Below are 18663 nucleotides of genomic sequence, written 5' to 3'. Positions count from 1 at the left end.
CGCGGATAAGGGTATAACTTGGCGGGCTTTTTTGTATCTTTGTGAGCGTTATCGGAAAGCATATGTTTATATTACATACATTATATTAATCCGGATATGATAGAAATCAAGCAACTGCACGGCACCGAGGAAGAACTCTATCGCCTCGTGGCTCCACTGGTGATGGATCCTGTGGTGCTGAAGCAAAATTATAACTTCCCCTTTCGCACGTCCGCGCATTTCGAGTGGTTCGTGGGACTGGACGAAACGGAAGAAGTGATAGGCTTTGTCCCCGTAGAGTGCAAACGGGGAGAGACCGTCATTAACAATTACTATGTGCGGGGTAAAGATCAAGATGTGCTGGCCCTTTTGTTGACCCGTGCGTCAGAGGTGTTTCAAGATAAATGCCTGGTTGCTGTCAGCTTCCGCGAAGATGAAGAAGTCTTCGCTCGTCTGGGCTTTATATTGGAGAAAGCCTGGACCCGTTATGTGAAAATGAGGAAGGAGCCTGTGCATGAGTAGTCCTAAAAATGTCTACGACCTGGCCTTGGAACGGCTGGACGTCATTTTCCGCGAGTTTGATACCGTCTGCGTCTCTTTCTCCGGAGGGAAAGACAGTGGTGTGTTGCTCAACCTCTGTATGTCATACATCCGGCGTCATTATCCGGGGCGTAAGTTGTATGTCTTCCACATGGATTACGAAGTGCAATATCAGTACACCATTGATTTCGTAGACCGTATTCTGGAAGCCAATAAGGATATCTTGGAGGTTTACCGCGTCTGCGTACCTTTTAAAGTGGCCACTTGCACCTCAATGTACCAGAGCTATTGGCGTCCGTGGGATGATGATTTGAAAGACATCTGGGTGCGGCAGATGCCCCAAAGATGTTTGACTAAAGACGATTTCTCGTTCTACACCTCCGAGATGTGGGACTATGAATTTCAGATGTACTTTGCCAAATGGCTTCACCAGAAAACCGACGCCGTCCGTTCGTGTTTCCTCATAGGCATCCGTACGCAGGAAAGCTTTAACCGCTGGCGCAGTATTCACCTCAACCGTAAATACCAGATGTACCACAACTATCGTTGGACTTCGAAGATTGGCAACGATGTCTACAACGCCTATCCCATTTATGATTGGAAAACGGTAGATGTGTGGACTGCCAACGGAAAGTTCGGCTTCGACTATAACCATTTATACGACCTCTATTATATGGCTGGAGTCAGCATCGAACGGCAGCGCGTGGCCAGCCCTTTCTTGTGCGAAGCCCAAGACAGCCTCCGTCTGTACCGGGCCATCGACCCAAACACCTGGGGCAAGATGATAGGCCGTGTAAACGGAGTGAACTTTACCGGCATCTATGGTGGTACACGGGCTATGGGCTGGCAAAGCATCCGGTTACCCAAAGGATACACATGGAAAGGTTTCATGCAATTTCTGCTCTCTACCTTGCCAGAAAAGACTCGGCGCAATTACTTGCGCAAGCTGACAGTAAGCATGGAATTTTGGCGTACGCGGGGAGGCTGTCTGGCCGAATCGACTATCCAGAAACTGCGTGATGCCGGCATACCCATTGAAGTGATGAACTATACGAATTACAAAACAACAAAGCGTCCGGTGCGTATGGCTTATCTGGACGATATTGACATCCCTGAATTCAGAGAGATACCCACCTACAAACGGATGTGCATTTGCATCTTGAAAAACGACCATGCTTGCAAGTATATGGGTTTTGCTCTCACCAAAGAAGAAGCTTACAGGCGTGACAAGATTATGGAACAATTTAAGAATATGAAACTATGAGCGATTCTGATGAATATAAGAGCCCGGTATATGAAGTAAAGGCCGTGCCCGTAGAAAAAGTTTTTGCTAACGATTATAATCCCAATGTCGTGGCTCCCCCTGAAATGCGTTTACTGGAACTGTCCATTTGGGAAGACGGTTTTACCATGCCGTGCGTCTGCTATTATGAAGAAGAGAAAGACCGCTATATCATAGTGGATGGCTTCCACCGCTATCGTGTGTTGAAAACCTCGAAGCGCATTTATGAGCGGGAAAAAGGCATGTTGCCAATTGTGGTGATACGCAAGGACATATCCAACCGGATGGCTTCCACCATTCGGCACAATCGGGCCAGAGGAACGCACAACATAGAATTGATGTGCAACATCGTCGCCGAGTTGGACAAGGCTGGTATGAGCGATGAATGGATTATGAAGAATATCGGGATGGACCGCGATGAACTGCTCCGGCTAAAGCAGATATCCGGGTTGGCAGAGCTGTTTGCCAATCGTGATTTTACCATCCCCGACAGGCAAGAAGAATATATGTTCAACGCTGACGAAGGCTGAAAACATCTGCTTATCGCCTGCATAAATTGCGGAAGTCGCAATAAGAGCAGCGTTTTTCGTCTTCTGTTTGTGTGAAAGGGATGGCTGGGTCGTAGATTTCATACAACAGTTTTTGCAGCCTTTCACGAAATTCTTCTTCTAACAAGGCAAAATTGTCGATGCAAATCTTTTCTTGACGTGCAGGTCCCATGGTGATGGCAGGGGTATAATCTTCTGAAGCAGCTTTGTGGATATAGAGCAAGGCAGGCATGACTTTTAACGGTTGCTTGCGGCACATGATGGCTGCATAAAGAAATGTCTGGAATATGTAGCTCGGCCTTCCGGCAGCAGGCGTAAAAAGTTGCTCAATGCTTTCAGGAGATTTGGGCGTACCTCCGGTCTTATAGTCTACGATACGAAGCGTGTCTCCCTTGTTGTCCAGCCGGTCGATAGTGCCACCGATGTTTACTGTTACTTTTCCTTGAGATGTGCTTATTTCCATTACCTCTGCGACTTTCCTTTCCATTCCCTCTATGCGGAAAGGTGCATATTTAAGGTCATTGCGCAACAACTGACGCAGATAAGACGCTATGACTTTGGAGTGTATAAGTTGAGTACCATTATACTCGGGCTTCTCATTCGATTTGTCCAAGTGAAAGAATTTTTCTTTGAATGCCTGATCCACATAGCTTTGCAGACGAATTTCATCTTTTAACAGAGTTCCTATATCTTTACTGTTTATATTGGCACCGGTAGCCGTTAATGCACGGTAGGTTAGTTCTGCTGAACGGTGGAAAATTGTGCCAAAAAGTGCGGAATCTATTTCTGCGCTGACTTCTTCGGGTGAGTGGAGTCCGGCAACGTAGCGATAGTAGAACATTAGCGGGCAATCTAGATAAGCATTGAGAGCCGAAGGAGAAAGAATACTATGTGGAGAATGATGTATGTCGAACCTGCGTAATAATACATCCAGAGTTTGGGGCGTTTTTTCTATACTAATTGGGCGGATGCGACGGGGCGATTGTCCAGCTTCCAGGTAATAACGGTGAATCGGGTGGCGGTATTCCACTAGGAGCTGAAGGGCAAAGCGTGACATCTCGCCTCGGTTCAATCCATCTGATGCGGTGTTGTATAGTAGTGTTATGTGTTCGGCACGTTGGATCAACCGGTAGAAATAATAAGCATAGACTGCATTCTTGTGTTCGACGGTGGTCATGCCGAACGCTTGTCTTAGATGATATGGAATAAATGAAGCATCGTTTTTGGCCTTAGGCAGTTGGCCTTCGTTGAGAGAAAGAATAAGCAAATTTCGGAAGTCTAAATTTCGTGTCTCAAGTACGCCCATTATCTGCATTCCGATAGCTGGTTCACCGTGAAATGGAATGGAAGTCATGCTCAGCAGGCGATTGAGTAAGCGGCGCAATGTATCTGTCCGTAATCCCTCAAGGTCGCCTGATGCAGCCAGGCTAAACAAACGGTTGACCAATGTATAGCTTTTGAAAAGTGATTCTCGATAGAGTTGCCCGAATATTTCATTCTCTTGCTTTTCGTCTTTTTTCTTATAGATAATAGTAGTACGTTGTATCATGTCAGCTATATAACGGCACAAATCTACAGTTCCGTGCTGTGGCGTGAAAATGGCTTGCAGGAAATCATCAACCATTAGCTCAGAAGGCAAAGGATAAAATCGGTTGTCTTGTACTAAGCGTTGTTCCAATGATGGAGCTTGCGATGAAAGCTGACGTGTATAGGGATGTCGTAAGATTGTAAGTACGTTTTCATATTCATAGCGTCCAGTTTTCGAGTTGAATCCGCTGGTTTGTAACTCCAATAGGGCGTTGATAAAACCGTAGATGGGAGTCTGTGCCAATGGGAATCCCATAGTGACATTGACATTATGCACTTCCTGCGGGATAGAATGTAGCACAGGCAACAGCAATGACTCGTTGCAAAGGACTACTGCGTTTTCTCGTTCCAGATTTTTGTTTTCTGCTTGGATGTGCGATATCCATTGAGGAAGAAATCGAGCTTGTGCATTTTCAGTAGAAGCAGAGATGAGGTTGATTTGTTTGGAAGAACGCAGACAATCGAAGTGTTTCTCTGATAATTCGTTAGGAAACTTGCGGAGATTACGGAGGATAAACTCTCCTGCTTCATGTGTATAGGGAGGATTGGCTTCGAGAGGTAGACGGGTATATGCAATGTCGTAATCCCAATAAAATAAAGCCTTTCCTGCTTCTTGCAAGCACTGGAAAAAGCGGCTTTCAACTTGATTGAGTACATTGAAACCAACGAAAACATAATGCTCGTGTGGTAATATGGCTGTATTCAGTTCTTCGATGACACGGCGATACATCATTCCTTCATAAGCAATGCCTAAATGCGTTAGTCGCTGTTGGTATTTGTTATAGATAGCGCCTAATTTGTCCCAGAGAAAAGTGAATCGGCGTTTTAGCTCTGTGTGCTGTTCGGGATTAAAATTGATAAAAAACTGTTTGAGTGCTTCATTTTGTTCTGGTGTTAGAAAAGAATTGTCATCGGTAATGTCATGCAAGTTTTGTAGGTTATTAAAGAGGCGGTCTGCATCAACCAAATTCTTGTCTAGATCGTCAAAATCACTGATAAGCAGTTCTCCCCAGAAATAGAAATCGTCTAACGTTTCTCTACTTCCGGTTTCATGGCAAAAAATGTGATATAGCTCGCACACCAATCGGATTGGATCGCCGAGATGAAGAATAGATAGTTGACGAAATAAATCACTGATAGTAAAATAGGCAGGTGACCAAAGGGGGTGATTTACTTGCGAGGCTAAGTATTCGTTGAAAAAAAGACTAGCACGTTTATTAGGGAAAATAATAGCTGTATGCGACAAATCTCCTTTGATTTTATTTTTCAGGTCTTGTGCGACCAATTGAAGGAATGTTTCCATTTTTTTTCTTTCAGTTTTTATTATCGGAAGCTTGGGGGCTGTTGTCGTTATTTTTATTATTTTATTGGGTAAATAGTTTGCGGGTGTATCAATCATTGTGATTGTCGCAAAATTCAGTTTCGGCTTTTATACCCGTTCTATCCGATCTTCATCTACATACCATAAGTAACCTTCGATGAGCTTGGGGTCTTGTCCCATCTGTACAAGTAAGTCAATATATTCTTGAACTTGTTTGGCATAAGAACGGCGCGGTTTTCCGAATTTGAAGTCTACTACTATTGTACATCCATTTTTATCCATCATTACTCGGTCTGGACGTTTCATGTGTAGTTCGCCGTTTTCCATCCAAATAATGTTGCATTCGCGGTACAAGGTCCATCGCCCAGAATACCAGTCTTGTACTTGCGGTAGGGTGAAAGCATGTCGGGTAAGACTTCGAATCTTTTCTTCTTCTTGTGCATCAGCAATGATACCTTCAAAAACTAAGTGATCTACGGCTTGGTCAATATCTTCTATTGAGTCGATAGTTGAGAATAATGTATGAAGCAGTTGCCCGCGGTCGATATAGCGTTGAGGTGATTCATCTCCTTCTCGACCAGCAATAAAGTCTGCGGAACGGTTAGACTGGCGAAACTCAATATCTGGCCGTAGGGTTGCTAAGTAAATGGGCAATCGTTTAGGACTATCGGTTAATCGGTTATTCCTTTTTTCATTTATTGGATTGGTTTGTGGTGAATCTGAAGAGCAAAGTTGTCCATAGCTGTAAATGTTCTCTTCATCATTCCAAGTCCCTATTCCTTTCTGGGATAAACAAGGTAATGCCTCAGCTAATAAATCTGCTACGGTGTTTTTATATCCCTTTCGGCTCCAACAAACTAAATTCTTGCTTGCACGGGTAAATGCAACGTAGAGAAGATTTAGGTTGTCGACCCACAATTGTAATCGTTCGTTTAAATAATCACTGCGGTAGGCAGATGAAGCCATTGTCGGTCCATAAGTTACTGGTACTAAGTCTAAATGGTTATAAGGAGAAGAATCAGGAGTACACCATACCAGTTGATTGTTTGTTTCGTTTTCCAATTTCCAGTCACAGAACGGAATAAGAACAGTGTGATACTCCAATCCTTTTGATTTGTGAATGGATAGAATGCGAATCCCTTCAACTTCGCCACCGGGAATGGTTTTACTGCACAATGTTTCGTCCCAATAGTTAAGGAAACCGTCGGCTGGTGAATCAGCTAAATAAACAGTTACTGCATCGAAAAAAGCGAATAGATAGGCTTCCTGTCCTTCTATTTGTTCGATGTGAAAGATGACGCATAATTCCTCTAGTAACTCATAGAGTGGCATCAAACGCAATTCTTCTTGTCGTAAAGTGAAGTCGTCAGGTAGAGTGTCGTCTATCCATTGTCCGTAGTCTAAGAGGAGTGTAGCACGGGCTATGGTATTATCTGGGCATGTCAAGTAACGTAGTGCATCTACCAACATGCAAACAGCAGGTGATGCATCTAGTCGGAAAGCTTCATCTGATACGATTGGTATTCCCAGTTCTTTATCGAAATAAGTTGCAATGAGTGGTATATTCTTATTCTTTCGAACTAATATTGCTATGTCTTGTAGTTTGATTCCTTCATGTTGTAATTGTTGTACTGTTTCAGTTAAAGCCTTCAATGTTTGAGTGGTATAGTCGGTATTCTCATCTGGTTGCAATAATTGTATTTGCACATAGCCTTTAGTTTCTGTTTTAGGTGATTGCTGTATTACGTCAGAGTAAGCTTCTATCAATGATTGACATGGCTCTTTGAGTTCCGCCATGTGTAATGTGTTAAAGTAGTCGGTAGCTGCGGTGAAGAAATGATTGTTAAATTCAATAATACGTGCTTCACTACGACGGTTAACTGTTAATGTCTTTACGTGTACATATTGTGCCAGAGGCTTATCTCCTCTTTTCAGATTGTTCAGAATGGTCCAATCTCCATTTCTCCAACGATATATGGATTGCTTAACATCACCGACAATCAGGCTGTCTTCTCCTTGTGCCAGGCTTTCTGATAATAGTAACCGAAAGTTATCCCACTGCATTCGACTGGTATCTTGAAATTCATCAATCATTACATGATGAATGTTTGCACCTATTTTTTCGAATACAAAAGCAGAGTCTCCTTCACGCATTAGTCCGTGTAGCAGAGCGTTGGTGTCAGATAAAAGAAAACGGTTTTGATCGTTGTTCAGTCGACGTACTTCCTGGTCTATATGATTTAATAGTTGTAGTTTATCGAGGTGTTGCAGTGAGAGGCGTGTACTGTTTATGTCGTATAGGCATTGAGGTCTTTGTTCTTCTGCTTGCATTAATAATGGTCGTAGAGTGCTATCGGCCAGAGTAATGATACTTACCTTATGTGGGGAGGATTTGGCAGCCCAGTTTTCTGGACTATCCATACTGTTGGCTACAGTAGTATTCAATACATCTTTGTCTGCCAGTTTCCCAGCTTTTAGTTTGGCAAAATAACTACCTATACCTCTTTGTCCCCCTTTTAAATCCTCTGGCGATAATCCGTTTGATTGCAAAACTTCTTTGAACTGGTCGGCAATGTCCTGCATTTTTTTTCTTGCTTTTGCTTCTATTTCACGGAGTACATTGCGGTATAAACGGATTGCTTGTGGGTTCCGCATCTTTTCTCGAAGTAGTTCTCCTCGTTCAATGTAGCTTTCTGTAAAGATATTGCGAGCAAAAAGTTTTACTTCATCCGATACATTCCAGCGTTTGTCATCGGCAATACGTTCGTTGATATAGTCTAATAACAGAGCCAATACAGGCGATGTTGGTGTGAGATTTTCAATCAGGCTGTCGACTGCATCGCTTAGTACCTTGTCACTGTCTAATTCAATATTAAGGTTGGGGCTTAGTTCTAGTTCGCGTGCGAGGTTTCTCATGACCGATTGAAAGAATGAATCAATGGTTTCTACGCGGAAGCGACTGTAATCGTGCAACATATATTGTAGTGCAATGCCTGCTTTCTGGCGGATATCGTCATCACTTATAGAATACCCTTCTTCAGACAGGTCATCGGCAATGCGTCTCAGATAAGCATTGGATGTAGGGTCTCCGGCGTGCAATCCGTATAGTTGTTGCAAAATGCGTTCTTTCATTTCTGCCGTTGCTTTATTGGTGAAGGTAACGGCAAGGATATGTCGATAGGCTCGAGGATTGAGTATGAGTTGCTTGATATATTCCACTGCTAAGGTGAAAGTCTTTCCCGAACCTGCTGAGGCTTTATAAACAAGAAGTTCCATGGGGAAAGTATCAGTCTACAGCTTTTCTCAATCGTTTGAAATATTCGATGATGCCTCGGTAATCTCGGTCAGTGCAGGCGTTGAATTTGTTCCATAAATCGCCCATGATAACTCCTCCTCCAAATCCCAGGTCGCGCACCAATGGGAGGTTTTCTAATCTGACTCCTCCTAAGGCCATGACCTTGTTGTCGATGAGGCCTGAATGTTCGGCTTGACGCAGCTCTTCTACGGTGAAGGCTGCCGGACGTTGGCGAGATACGGAATCAAAGACTGGGCTGAGGAACAGGTAATCGTAGAAGTGTTTTTTATTTTCTATTTCGTCCAGAGTACGGCATGTGCAACTGATGTGTCCGGAATAGTCGTGAGGTTCGACAAGATTGCGGCGATTGAGGTGAATGCCCATCAGCCCGAACTCTTCTTGTAGGTAGAAATGTTCGTGGGTGACGATGTGCTTATGGTATTTTTGCGGTATGAGGGTCAGCAGACGCTCGGAATACATGGCAGGTGTTTCCGGTTTGCGCAAGTGGAGTATGTCCAGTCCTTCTTCGAAGAGGGCGGTGATAATCTGGTCCTCTTCTACGAAAAACGTCGGCGTGGTGACTACGATGAGTTTCATGTGTTCTGCTACAATCTGGATTCTATTCGGGACAAAATTAAGAAATACTTACTATTGTATGGAAGGTTTTCTCTAAAAATATGTTACGAGGAGTAAAAGAAATGCAGTGGATGCTCTAATGGGCAGAATAGTCTCTTTCTCCAAAGATGTGGCTTCCGACTCGTACCAACGTGCTTCCGGCCTGGATAGCTTCGTGGTAATCGTGGCTCATGCCCATGGATAGCTCGCAAAACCAGGGTGCATTGGTAAACCAGGTTGTTTTTATTTCGTTAAACAAGTCGTGAAGAGAGGTAAATTCTAGTTGAACCTGGTTCATGTTGTCGGTGTTGGTTGCCATTCCCATTAATCCGCAAAGGCGGATATGGGTTAGGGCTTGCCATTGCTTTTCGGCCAGCATCTGGCGGCACTCATCGGGGGAGAAGCCGAATTTGGTTTCTTCTTGTGCTATATGGATTTGCAGCAGGCAGTCAATGATGCGTCCTGCTTTTGCGGCTTGTTTATTGACTTCGGCCAGCAGGTGGAAAGAGTCGATGCCGTGTATCAACGAGACATAGGGGGCTATGTATTTCACTTTGTTGGATTGCAGGTGTCCGATGAAATGCCATTCTATGTCGGCCGGAAGGCTGTCGTGCTTGACATTCATTTCCTGTACTTTGCTTTCGCCGAAGATGCGTTGCCCGGCACGATAGGCTTCCAGTATGGCTTCGTTGGGGTGGAACTTGGAGACGGCTACCAGCCGTACTCCTTGGGGGAGTTCCTCCCATACTTGTTTTAGGTTGGTGCTGATGCTCATGGTTGTGCCTCCGGTTTATCGTCGGGTTCGGCGTGGAAGGGATATACGTCCATGATGGCTGTTTCGGCCACAGAAGCTATCTGGTAGTCGGCCATGGTGCCCTTCATGCCTTCGTCCAGTTTCTTGACGGCGTCGCGCAAGTCGGCTGCTTGTACCAGCACTTGGGTTGAGGTTTTCTTCTCGGCACCGCTTTTTTCGTCGAGGGTGATGAAGACCAGTTTGCATTTGAACCAGCGGTCGGCGGCTTCTTCTTCGCTGGGGAAGAGCTCGCTGTAATTGGCACGTTTGATGTCGGAGACGATGAACTCGCCCGAGATGAAGGGGGTGATTTCTTCCGTAATCCGTGCTTCGGCCTCGGTGAAGCTGAGGGCGTCTACTAGGTAGGGCTCGGTTACTTTCTTGTTCATACCGTTCTCCATTGTCTTTTCGTATCGAATCTTACATTCGAACCAGGTGTGCATTGGCATAACTTTAATCTGATTTTAATGGGTTGTTTACCTCAAATGAGGCCGACAAAGATAGGGAATCCCCGGCAATCGGCGAAGTATTTCGGGGTTTTTGTTTCTTTTGTGTGGGAAGTGCGTATCTTTGCGCGGTTTAAAAAGTGAGGAGTATGACTGAACAATCTTATACTATCTGCTTGACAGAGGCTGTGGCCCGTAACCCTGAGGTACGCTTGGCTGCGCCTGTCAGTCTGGAGCTGAAGCCGGGTGAGCATGTGGCCATTGTGGGGCCTAATGGGGCGGGGAAGAGTTTGCTGGTGGACTTGATGACGGGCAAGTATCCGTTGTTGTCGGGGAGCGTGGCGTATGATTTCCGCCCGTCCGTGAGGCAAGCCGTCTACGAGAACGTGCGCTACCTGGCTTTCCGTGATACGTATGGGAGTGCGGACGCGAACTATTATTACCAGCAGCGGTGGAACGCGCACGACCAGGACGAGGTGCCTCTGGTGAGGGAATTGCTGGGGGCGTATGAGGATTCGGAAGAGGTGAGGCGGCTGTTCGAGCTGTTTCGCCTGGATGTGCTGATGGATAAGCCTGTCATCCTGCTGTCCAGCGGCGAATTGAGGAAGTTTCAGTTGGCCAAGGCTTTGTTGGGTGCTCCGCGCATCCTTATCATGGACAATCCTTTCATCGGGCTGGATGCCCGGGCGCGGGCGTTGTTGGGCGATGTGCTGACGAGGCTGTCGGGGCTGGGGACGTTGCAGATTGTCCTGGTGCTGTCGGTGGAAAGGGACATCCCGTCGTTCATCACCCATGTGGTGCCTGTGGCAGAGCGCCGGGTGGGGGTGAAGGTGTCGCGCGAAGCTTGGCTGAATGAGGGGGCAGGAGTGGTGGAGGAGGCGGCCGACGGCCTGTCGGAACGTATCCTGGGCCTGCCTTATGCGCACGAAGCGTATGATTCGGACGAGGTGGTGCGCCTGAACCGTGTGAGCATCCGTTATGGCGACCGCACGATTTTGCAGGATTTGGATTGGACCGTGCGACGGGGCGAACGCTGGGCGTTGTCCGGCGAGAACGGGGCGGGCAAGTCGACCTTGCTCAGCTTGGTCTGCGCCGACAACCCGCAGTCTTATGCTTGCGACATCCGTCTGTTCGGGCGCAAGCGGGGTTCGGGCGAGAGTATTTGGGACATCAAGCGGCACATCGGCTATGTCAGCCCCGAGATGCACCGGGCTTATCAGAAGAATCTTCCGGCGCAGGACATCGTGGCCAGCGGCCTGCACGACAGCATCGGCCTGTACCGCCGTCCGGCGCCGGGCGAGGTGGAGACGTGTGCCTGGTGGATGGAGGTCTTTGGGGTGGGCGGATTGGCCGCGCGCTCGTTCCTCCACCTGTCCAGCGGCGAGCAGCGACTGTGCCTGCTGGCCCGTGCCTTTGTCAAAGACCCTGAGCTGCTCATCCTGGACGAGCCGCTGCATGGGCTGGATACGCGCAACCGCCGGCGCGTGAGGGCTGTCATCGAGGCTTTCTGCCACAGGCGGGGTAAGACGCTGGTGATGGTGACGCATTACGAAGACGAATTGCCCCCCTGCATCGACCACCGCCTGCATCTGCTCCGTCGCCGTTGAGGCTGACGACGGACTCCTTTCGGGCACTTCCCCCTGCCTTTCGGGGCACTCTCTTATACCTTTCGGGGTTCTTCCATATACTTTTCCCGGAAGCGTCATATAGGGAGTGCCCTTTCGTTATATCCCTGTATGGGAATCATCGGCATTGATTCTGGGAATCATCGGCAATGATTCTAGGAATCATCGGCAATGATTCTAGGAATCATCGGCAATGATTCTCCTGAGCCTATTATAGCCTTCGCGGTCAGGTCCCATACGATTCCTGCTTCATCCATATACCCTTCCCCTCCGCCCCTTGTTTCATGGGAGATTGGATAAGATGCCATCCCCCTCCCCGGCGGGGTGGGATGGGGAAGGGCTTCTTGGGCCATAATCTTCAACTATGCGGCCCTACGTGTCAGGATATTCGGAGAAAAGACTTATTTTTGCAGCCGATAACCCTCAGATATCAAAACAAGATGAAAGAAAGACTGCTGACGTTCGTCAAAATCTACGTGCTTTTTGTCTGCCTCTTCGCAGTGCAGAAACCCCTGTTTATGCTGTTCTATGCCGACCTGTATGCCGGCGAACCCTGGACAGCGTGCTTCGATGTCATCCTGCACGGCCTTCCGCTCGACCTCAGCGTGGCGGGCTATCTCAGCGCCCTTCCCGGCCTGCTGCTGATAGCTTCGGCCTGGAGCTGCGGACGATGGCTGCGCGTGGTGTTCCAAGCCTATTTCATCCTCATCTCCCTGCTGATAGGCGTCATCTTTGTCATCGACCTGGTGCTGTATGAATACTGGGGCTTCCGCCTCGACACCACCCCCTTCTTCTACTTCTTCTCCTCGCCCCGCGACGCCATGGCCAGCGCCAGTGGCTGGATGGCCCTGCTGGGATTCCTGTCGATGGGTGCGTGGACGGTGCTCGTCTATGCCTTGTTCCACGTCACCGTCGTGCGCCCCTTGCACCGCCTGCACGTGCCTTCGCGGCGCTGGGTCGTATCCGTAGCCATGCTGCTGCTCACCGGCATCCTCTTCATCCCCATACGCGGAGGGTTCACCGTCTCCACCATGAACACCGGCAAAGTCTACTTCAGCACCAACCAGCGCCTGAACCATGCCGCCATCAACCCCGCCTTCAGCCTGCTGGAAAGCATCTCCAAGCAGACCGACTTTGCAACCCAATACCGCTTCCTCCAGGCCGCCGACGCCGACAGCCTCTTTGCCACCCTCGTCGACCCCCAGGTCCGGCAACCCTCGGCCAAGGCCCTTCCTCCCACGGGCAGCGGCGCCTTGCTCAACACCACCCGTCCCGACGTGCTCTTCATCATACTCGAAAGCTTCTCCTCACACCTGATGGCCACCCTCGGCGGCGAACCCGACGTAGCCCCCTGCCTCGACTCTCTGGCCACCGATGGCGTACTCTTCACCCATCTGTATGCCAACAGCTTCCGAACCGACCGCGGCCTGGTGTCCATCCTCAGCGGCTATCCCGCACAACCCTCTACCAGCATCATGAAATATCCCCGCAAGACACAGTCCCTTCCCGCCATAGCCGGCGTGCTGAAGGACGAGGCCGATTACCGCACCTGCTACTACTACGGGGGCGATGCCGACTTTACCAACATGCGCTCCTACCTGATGTCATCCGGCTTCGAAGACATAGTCTGCGACCGTGACTTCCCGGTCTCCCAGCGCCTGAGCAAATGGGGTGTGCACGACCATCTCGTCTTCCGCCGCCTTTTGGACGACCTCCGTGCCGACACCGCATCGACCCGTCCCGCCTACCGCGTCTTGCAGACCTCCAGCAGCCACGAGCCCTTCGAGGTGCCCTACCGCCGCCTACAGAACAACCGCCGCAATGCCTTCGCCTATACCGACAGTTGCGTGGGCGACTTCATCCGCCAGTTCCGCCGCTTGCCCCAGTGGCAGCGCACGCTTGTCGTCCTGGTTCCCGACCACCAAGGCGCATACCCCGAGACGCTGAGCAACTTTGACGAACAGCGTTACCGTATTCCCCTCATCTTTACCGGTGGAGCCGTGTCCCGTCCCCGCCGCATCGACACCTACGGTTCCCAGCACGACCTGGCCGCCACCCTGTTGGGCCAACTGGGCTTGTCGCACGCTCAGTTCACCTTCAGCAAAGACCTGCTGAACCCCTCATCCCCGCATTTTGCCTACTTCACCTTCCCGGGGATGCTGGGCATGGTGACAGACTCTTCCTACGTGGTCTACGACATCAACGCCGAAACCCCCGCCACCATGCAAGGCTCCTGGCCCGAGCGGACACTGGTGGAGGCACAGGCCTACCTGCAAAAGCTTTATGACGACATAGCCAACCGATAATTGTTTTCTGCTTATGACCGACTTCCTGCAACTCCTCAACGACCTGGACAGCCAACTGCTGCTTGCCATCAACGGGCTGCACAACCCTTACTTTGACACCTTCATGTACGCATATAGCGGCAAATGGATATGGATACCGATGTATGCCGCCCTGGTATATGTCCTCTTCCGCAACCTTTCTTGGAGAGTGGCATTGGCCTGCTTGGTAGGCGTGGCATTGACCATAACGTTTGCCGACCAGATAGGGGCTTCCGTCATCCGCCCTTGGGTCGAACGCCTTCGCCCTGCCAATCTGGAGAACCCTCTATCAGAATATGTCCACATCGTCAATGGCTACCGGGGCGGCAGTTATGGCTTCCCCTCTTGCCATGCGGCCAATACGTTCGGACTGACCTTCTATTTGATGTTCCTCATCCGTCGGCGTGGATTCACCCTCTTCATGTGTGCCTGGGCATTGTTGACGTGTTACTCCCGTTCTTACCTGGGCGTACACTATCCGGGCGATTTGCTTGCAGGTGCTTTGCTGGGTTTGTGTGGTGCAGCATTGATGTACGGACTGTTCCGATGGCTGGTTGGTTATCGCAGGCCACAACATTTTAAAGACCTTTGGGTGCCCATGGTGACAGGCGGACTGACAGTGGCGGGAATGTTGGTGTATGCAGCCTTTTGATGTTTGGGATAGGGTAAGTTCCCCATCTCTTAATAGATTACGATAAAGCGGGCATATACAGGCAGATGGTCGCTGTATCCGTCTTGATACTTCATCCCGTGATAAGTGCGGAGAGGCTTTACACCTCCAAATTGCAGGTCTTCTGTCAATAAGAAGGGCGGAGCGAATACTCCGGCCTGTGCTTCGGACAGATGAAACGGCGTGTCCTCTTTTAATAAGTTCCCGTTGACCAATATATGGTCTAACCATTGCCACACCCCTTTATACTTATAGCTTCCTTGGTGGCGTTGTGTTTCAGCTTGCTCGGCCAATAGGTGGTATAATTTCTTCGAATCCGCCTGTGTGGATGTCATAGGAGGCTTCTCGGCACCTAATGTCTCTTGAATCAGTCGGCTGTTAGGATAGTCGTTGAAGTCACCCATGACAATGATTTGCGCTCGTTCTCTCACTTGCGCCAGACTGTCAGTGATGGCCCGTATTTGTTCGGCAGCCATTTGTCTGTAAGCATCGGACTGTTTGGCTCCTCCGGTTCTTGAAGGCAGGTGAGCGACTAACACATCCAGCGTGTCCATGCTCAGTATCTTACCTGTCACATGCAATATATCTCGTGTCGGGCGACTGTCTTTGCGTGGTTTCTTTATGCGTATATGTCTTGTCTGCAAAGGCTTGAATAATTCTCTTTGATATAACAAGGCTACGTCTATGCCTCGTTCGTCCTCCGAATTTGTGATGAGGTAGCGATACGTACTCTTGCGCAATATAGAACGGCATGTCAGGTCGAACAATACGCTGTCATTTTCCACTTCACATAAAGCAACAAGTGCTGGAAGTTCCCATCCTCCTACGGCTCTGATGACTCGGGCAATATTGTCCAGCTTCTTCCAATATCGGTAAGGTGTCCAATGGCGTGTGGCGTCAGGCAGAAACTCATAATCGTCCTTTAAGGAATCGTGTCGGCAGTTGAAAAGATTTTCTACGTTATAGCTCATGACATAAAACACTGCCGTATCTCGTACAGCTTGCGCCTGCCCTGTAAGGAAGCAGGTCGTAAGCAATAGGAAGAACAGGCAGTGTTTCATGGGAATGTAGAAAGTTTATTCTTTATGCGGAATATGTTTCAGTATGTCCAATAAATGTAGCCAGAAACGTTCTACGCTGGGAATATACATGCGTTCGTCGGGTGAATGTACGCCTTGCAGTGTCGGGCCAAACGAAATCATGTCCAATGTAGGGTATTTGTCAAGGAATAAGCCACATTCCAATCCTGCATGTATAGCTTTTACTTTGGCTTCCACACCAAACAGACGCCTGTATGATGCTGTGGCTATTTCCAGTATCTCAGAATGAGTGTTAGGTTTCCACCCAGGATAGCCATCGCTGTGCGATATGGCCGCTCCTGCCATGTCAAAAACAGTGCGCACTACGTTTGCTATGTTTTGTTTGGCTGATGTGATGGAACTTCGTTGGCTGGTTTCTATGCGTATGATATGCTCTGGTTTCATTTTTATTGAGGCCAGATTAGTGGATGTCTCAACCAGGCCGGCAATATCTTGGCTCATTGCTTGAACGCCGTGAGGCATAACGTAGAGGGCCTGTAACAGTCGTTTGGTTGTATCTTTATCGATGGCTTTCTTTGAGGGAGCTTCCGATTCAAGTATAAACTGCATATCCGGGTCTGTTACTGCATATTCTGCTTCTACTTCAGCAGCGAATACATTTAGTTCTGTGCGAATGGCATGTTTGTCGGTTTCCGGTATGGCTATGACGGCGTGGGCTTCACGGGCAATGGCATTGCGCAGATTCCCTCCGTCAATTTCACACAAGTACATGTCATGCCGATTGGATGCCTGGATTAAGAAGCGTGCTAATAATTTGTTAGCACAGGCTCTTCCTAAATGTATGTCACCTCCAGAATGTCCGCCTTTCAGACCTTTTATTTGTATTTTGGCATAAAAGTATCCTTGGGGAACATCTATGTCCTGATACGTAAATTCTCCTACGGAATCTACTCCTCCTGCGCAGCCGATGAACAATTCACCTTCATCCTCCGAATCCAGATTCAGTAGAATATCTGCATTCATAAATCCATCTTCTAAAGCGAAAGCTCCGGTCAGTCCAGTCTCTTCGTCCACTGTAAAGAGACACTCCAGAGGTCCATGTTCTATACTGCTATCTGCCAGTATTGCCAATGCTGTAGCTATGCCGATGCCATTGTCAGCTCCTAGTGTAGTGCCTTTGGCGGTCATCCATTCACCGTCAATTTCCGTTTCAATCGGATCTGTCAGAAAATCATGCTGCACGTCATTGTTTTTTTCGCATACCATGTCCATGTGTGCTTGTAGAGCCACAGTTTTGCATTGTTCCATACCTCGTGTGGCAGGTTTCCTGATTAAAACATTTCCGGCCTTATCAGTACGTGTCTCTAAGCCATGTTCTTTTCCGAAATTTTGCAGGTAAGCGATTATTTTTCCTTCTTTCTTTGAAGGACGAGGAACTTGACATATTTTTTCAAAATACATGAATACTTCCGCTGGTTTCAAATCTTTCTTTTCCATACTTTCTGTGTTTAGTGGATTATAAACCTCTTATTACTAAATATAGTTAAATTGGTTCGCTATTTTGTTTCCCTTTCTCTTTTTTAGAATAAAAATAGTGGTGTAGTTCAAGCAAACCTCTATCTTTGCACCCGCAAATTTAAAAGAAATGCTCGATACAATACTGATATCATTGTTAATAGTTGCTATTTGTGTGCTATTATTAGGTGTTAAAGTCTTTTTCGTAAAAGGTGGAAAATTTCCTAATACTCATGTAAGCGGCAATAAGGCTTTGCGTGATAAAGGTATCGGTTGTGTCCAGTCTCAAGACCGGGAAGCTCGTCAGAAGCCGCGCTTCTCAATAGAAGAGTGGGAAAACTCCGGGGCAGAAGAGGTGAAATAATTAATTTAAAAAACAATATTTTATCATGAAGAGATTGAATTATCTTGTAAACGGTTTGGTCGCATTGGCCTTAGTCGTTTCATTTTCTCAATGTGCCAATAATGCAAATCAGCAAACTGCTTCCAATGCTGCGCCAGCCAATGGCGTTTCTGGTCTGAAGATTGCCTATGTAGAAGTTGACACGCTTTTAAGTAAATACAATTTTTGCATTGATTTGAATGAAGATATGGTAAAGAAAAGCGAAAATGTGCGCTTGACTTTGAACCAGAAAGCCAATGATTTGGCCAAGCAAAAACAGGAGTTCCAAACAAAGTATCAAAACAATGCTTATTTGTCGCAAGAGAGAGCACAACAGGAATATAACCGCATTGCTAAATTGGAGCAAGACTTGCAAGAACTGAGCAATAAGTTGCAATCTGAATTGATGAGCGAAAACGAAAAAAACAGTCTTCAGTTGCGCGATTCCATCAATAATTTCTTGAAAGAATATAATAAGGACAAAGACTATGATTTCATTATCAGCAACACAGGTTTTGACAACCTGCTGTATGCTAACGATGCTTATAACATTACGCAAGAAATCCTTGAAGGATTGAATGCCCGTTATGTTTCCAAGAGCAAGTAATGGAGTGATATTTTTGCAGAAAATAGTCTGTTAGACGACAGCGCATCAAAAAAGAGGGTATTTCTCATCGGGAATACCCTCTTTTTTGATATTA

The 18663-nt window shown here is 47.6% G+C and carries 15 protein-coding genes; 8 read left to right on the top strand and 7 right to left on the bottom strand.

Going from position 1 to position 18663, the window contains the following annotated elements; genetic code table 11:
• The first annotated feature begins 96 nt into the window (after nucleotides 1–96).
• From M3090_RS01290 to M3090_RS01280, 3 genes are read left to right on the top strand one after another with little or no spacing between them, the layout of a single operon-like run.
• Entirely contained in the window at nucleotides 97–501 is a 405-nt protein-coding gene (locus M3090_RS01290) for a hypothetical protein (RefSeq protein ID WP_249053602.1), read from the top strand.
• A complete protein-coding gene (locus tag M3090_RS01285) occupies nucleotides 494–1783 on the top strand; it encodes a DUF3440 domain-containing protein (protein WP_249053601.1) in 1290 nt (429 codons plus the stop codon). The genes M3090_RS01290 and M3090_RS01285 overlap by 8 nt, the downstream gene beginning before the upstream one ends.
• Nucleotides 1780–2331: an IbrB-like domain-containing protein gene (locus M3090_RS01280; RefSeq protein WP_249053600.1), complete on the top strand. Its 552-nt coding sequence runs from the start codon at nucleotides 1780–1782 to the stop codon at nucleotides 2329–2331. Before M3090_RS01285 ends, M3090_RS01280 begins: the two co-directional genes overlap by 4 nt.
• A gap of 10 nt (nucleotides 2332–2341) precedes the next feature.
• Here the strand turns inward: M3090_RS01280 and M3090_RS01275 are convergent, their stop codons facing one another.
• The 5 genes from M3090_RS01275 to M3090_RS01255 form a co-directional block, all read right to left on the bottom strand.
• Nucleotides 2342–5239, bottom strand: a complete 2898-nt coding sequence (locus tag M3090_RS01275) for a PD-(D/E)XK nuclease family protein (protein WP_249053816.1) — start codon at nucleotides 5237–5239, stop codon at nucleotides 2342–2344.
• A gap of 126 nt (nucleotides 5240–5365) precedes the next feature.
• A complete protein-coding gene (locus M3090_RS01270; protein WP_249053599.1) occupies nucleotides 5366–8533 on the bottom strand; it encodes a UvrD-helicase domain-containing protein in 3168 nt (1055 codons plus the stop codon).
• Nucleotides 8534–8543: 10 nt separating this feature from the next.
• Complete coding sequence (locus M3090_RS01265) at nucleotides 8544–9149, bottom strand: thiamine phosphate synthase (RefSeq protein WP_249053598.1); 606 nt, start codon at nucleotides 9147–9149, stop codon at nucleotides 8544–8546.
• Nucleotides 9150–9264: 115 nt separating this feature from the next.
• Complete coding sequence (locus tag M3090_RS01260) at nucleotides 9265–9942, bottom strand: YggS family pyridoxal phosphate-dependent enzyme (RefSeq protein WP_249053597.1); 678 nt, start codon at nucleotides 9940–9942, stop codon at nucleotides 9265–9267.
• Entirely contained in the window at nucleotides 9939–10409 is a 471-nt protein-coding gene (locus tag M3090_RS01255) for a DUF4494 domain-containing protein (protein ID WP_249053596.1), read from the bottom strand. Before M3090_RS01255 ends, M3090_RS01260 begins: the two co-directional genes overlap by 4 nt.
• A gap of 146 nt (nucleotides 10410–10555) precedes the next feature.
• Between M3090_RS01255 and M3090_RS01250 the strand changes: the two genes are divergently transcribed.
• The 3 genes from M3090_RS01250 (at nucleotide 10556) to M3090_RS01240 (ending at nucleotide 15007) form a co-directional block, all read left to right on the top strand.
• Nucleotides 10556–12013, top strand: a complete 1458-nt coding sequence (locus M3090_RS01250; RefSeq protein WP_249053595.1) for an ATP-binding cassette domain-containing protein — start codon at nucleotides 10556–10558, stop codon at nucleotides 12011–12013.
• A 458-nt stretch (nucleotides 12014–12471) separates the two neighbouring features.
• Nucleotides 12472–14337 (top strand): LTA synthase family protein, encoded by a 1866-nt coding sequence (locus M3090_RS01245; protein WP_249053594.1) that lies wholly within the window; start codon nucleotides 12472–12474, stop codon nucleotides 14335–14337.
• A 7-nt stretch (nucleotides 14338–14344) separates the two neighbouring features.
• Nucleotides 14345–15007, top strand: coding sequence for a phosphatase PAP2 family protein (locus M3090_RS01240; protein ID WP_317239092.1), 663 nt, complete (start codon nucleotides 14345–14347; stop codon nucleotides 15005–15007).
• A 29-nt stretch (nucleotides 15008–15036) separates the two neighbouring features.
• Here the strand turns inward: M3090_RS01240 and M3090_RS01235 are convergent, their stop codons facing one another.
• Both M3090_RS01235 and M3090_RS01230 read right to left on the bottom strand, forming a co-directional pair.
• Nucleotides 15037–16086 (bottom strand): endonuclease/exonuclease/phosphatase family protein, encoded by a 1050-nt coding sequence (locus M3090_RS01235; RefSeq protein ID WP_249053592.1) that lies wholly within the window; start codon nucleotides 16084–16086, stop codon nucleotides 15037–15039.
• A gap of 15 nt (nucleotides 16087–16101) precedes the next feature.
• The gene (locus tag M3090_RS01230) at nucleotides 16102–17562 is read right to left on the bottom strand and encodes an aminoacyl-histidine dipeptidase (protein ID WP_249053591.1); all 1461 of its coding nucleotides are present in this window, start codon (nucleotides 17560–17562) and stop codon (nucleotides 16102–16104) included.
• 148 nt (nucleotides 17563–17710) lie between these two features.
• On the opposite strand from M3090_RS01230, the gene M3090_RS01225 reads away from it, so the two are divergent.
• Nucleotides 17711–17944, top strand: a complete 234-nt coding sequence (locus M3090_RS01225) for a hypothetical protein (protein WP_249053590.1) — start codon at nucleotides 17711–17713, stop codon at nucleotides 17942–17944.
• 25 nt (nucleotides 17945–17969) lie between these two features.
• Nucleotides 17970–18569, top strand: a complete 600-nt coding sequence (locus M3090_RS01220; protein WP_249053589.1) for an OmpH family outer membrane protein — start codon at nucleotides 17970–17972, stop codon at nucleotides 18567–18569.
• The last annotated feature ends 94 nt before the right edge of the window (nucleotides 18570–18663 follow it).

The sequence above is a fragment of the Bacteroides sp. ET71 genome (assembly GCF_023336905.1).
GTDB lineage: Bacteria > Bacteroidota > Bacteroidia > Bacteroidales > Bacteroidaceae > Bacteroides.
Note: the sequence above shows the minus strand (reverse complement) of the source record. Positions and strands in the feature narration are given on the sequence as shown.

Coding starts and splice junctions, on each gene's coding strand:
- M3090_RS01290 (WP_249053602.1), top strand. CDS start 97: ATGATAGAAATCAAGCAACTGCACGGCACCGAGGAAGAACTCTATCGC.
- M3090_RS01285 (WP_249053601.1), top strand. CDS start 494: ATGAGTAGTCCTAAAAATGTCTACGACCTGGCCTTGGAACGGCTGGAC.
- M3090_RS01280 (WP_249053600.1), top strand. CDS start 1,780: ATGAGCGATTCTGATGAATATAAGAGCCCGGTATATGAAGTAAAGGCC.
- M3090_RS01275 (WP_249053816.1), bottom strand. CDS start 5,239: ATGGAAACATTCCTTCAATTGGTCGCACAAGACCTGAAAAATAAAATC.
- M3090_RS01270 (WP_249053599.1), bottom strand. CDS start 8,533: ATGGAACTTCTTGTTTATAAAGCCTCAGCAGGTTCGGGAAAGACTTTC.
- M3090_RS01265 (WP_249053598.1), bottom strand. CDS start 9,149: ATGAAACTCATCGTAGTCACCACGCCGACGTTTTTCGTAGAAGAGGAC.
- M3090_RS01260 (WP_249053597.1), bottom strand. CDS start 9,942: ATGAGCATCAGCACCAACCTAAAACAAGTATGGGAGGAACTCCCCCAA.
- M3090_RS01255 (WP_249053596.1), bottom strand. CDS start 10,409: ATGCCAATGCACACCTGGTTCGAATGTAAGATTCGATACGAAAAGACA.
- M3090_RS01250 (WP_249053595.1), top strand. CDS start 10,556: ATGACTGAACAATCTTATACTATCTGCTTGACAGAGGCTGTGGCCCGT.
- M3090_RS01245 (WP_249053594.1), top strand. CDS start 12,472: ATGAAAGAAAGACTGCTGACGTTCGTCAAAATCTACGTGCTTTTTGTC.
- M3090_RS01235 (WP_249053592.1), bottom strand. CDS start 16,086: ATGAAACACTGCCTGTTCTTCCTATTGCTTACGACCTGCTTCCTTACA.
- M3090_RS01230 (WP_249053591.1), bottom strand. CDS start 17,562: ATGGAAAAGAAAGATTTGAAACCAGCGGAAGTATTCATGTATTTTGAA.
- M3090_RS01225 (WP_249053590.1), top strand. CDS start 17,711: ATGCTCGATACAATACTGATATCATTGTTAATAGTTGCTATTTGTGTG.
- M3090_RS01220 (WP_249053589.1), top strand. CDS start 17,970: ATGAAGAGATTGAATTATCTTGTAAACGGTTTGGTCGCATTGGCCTTA.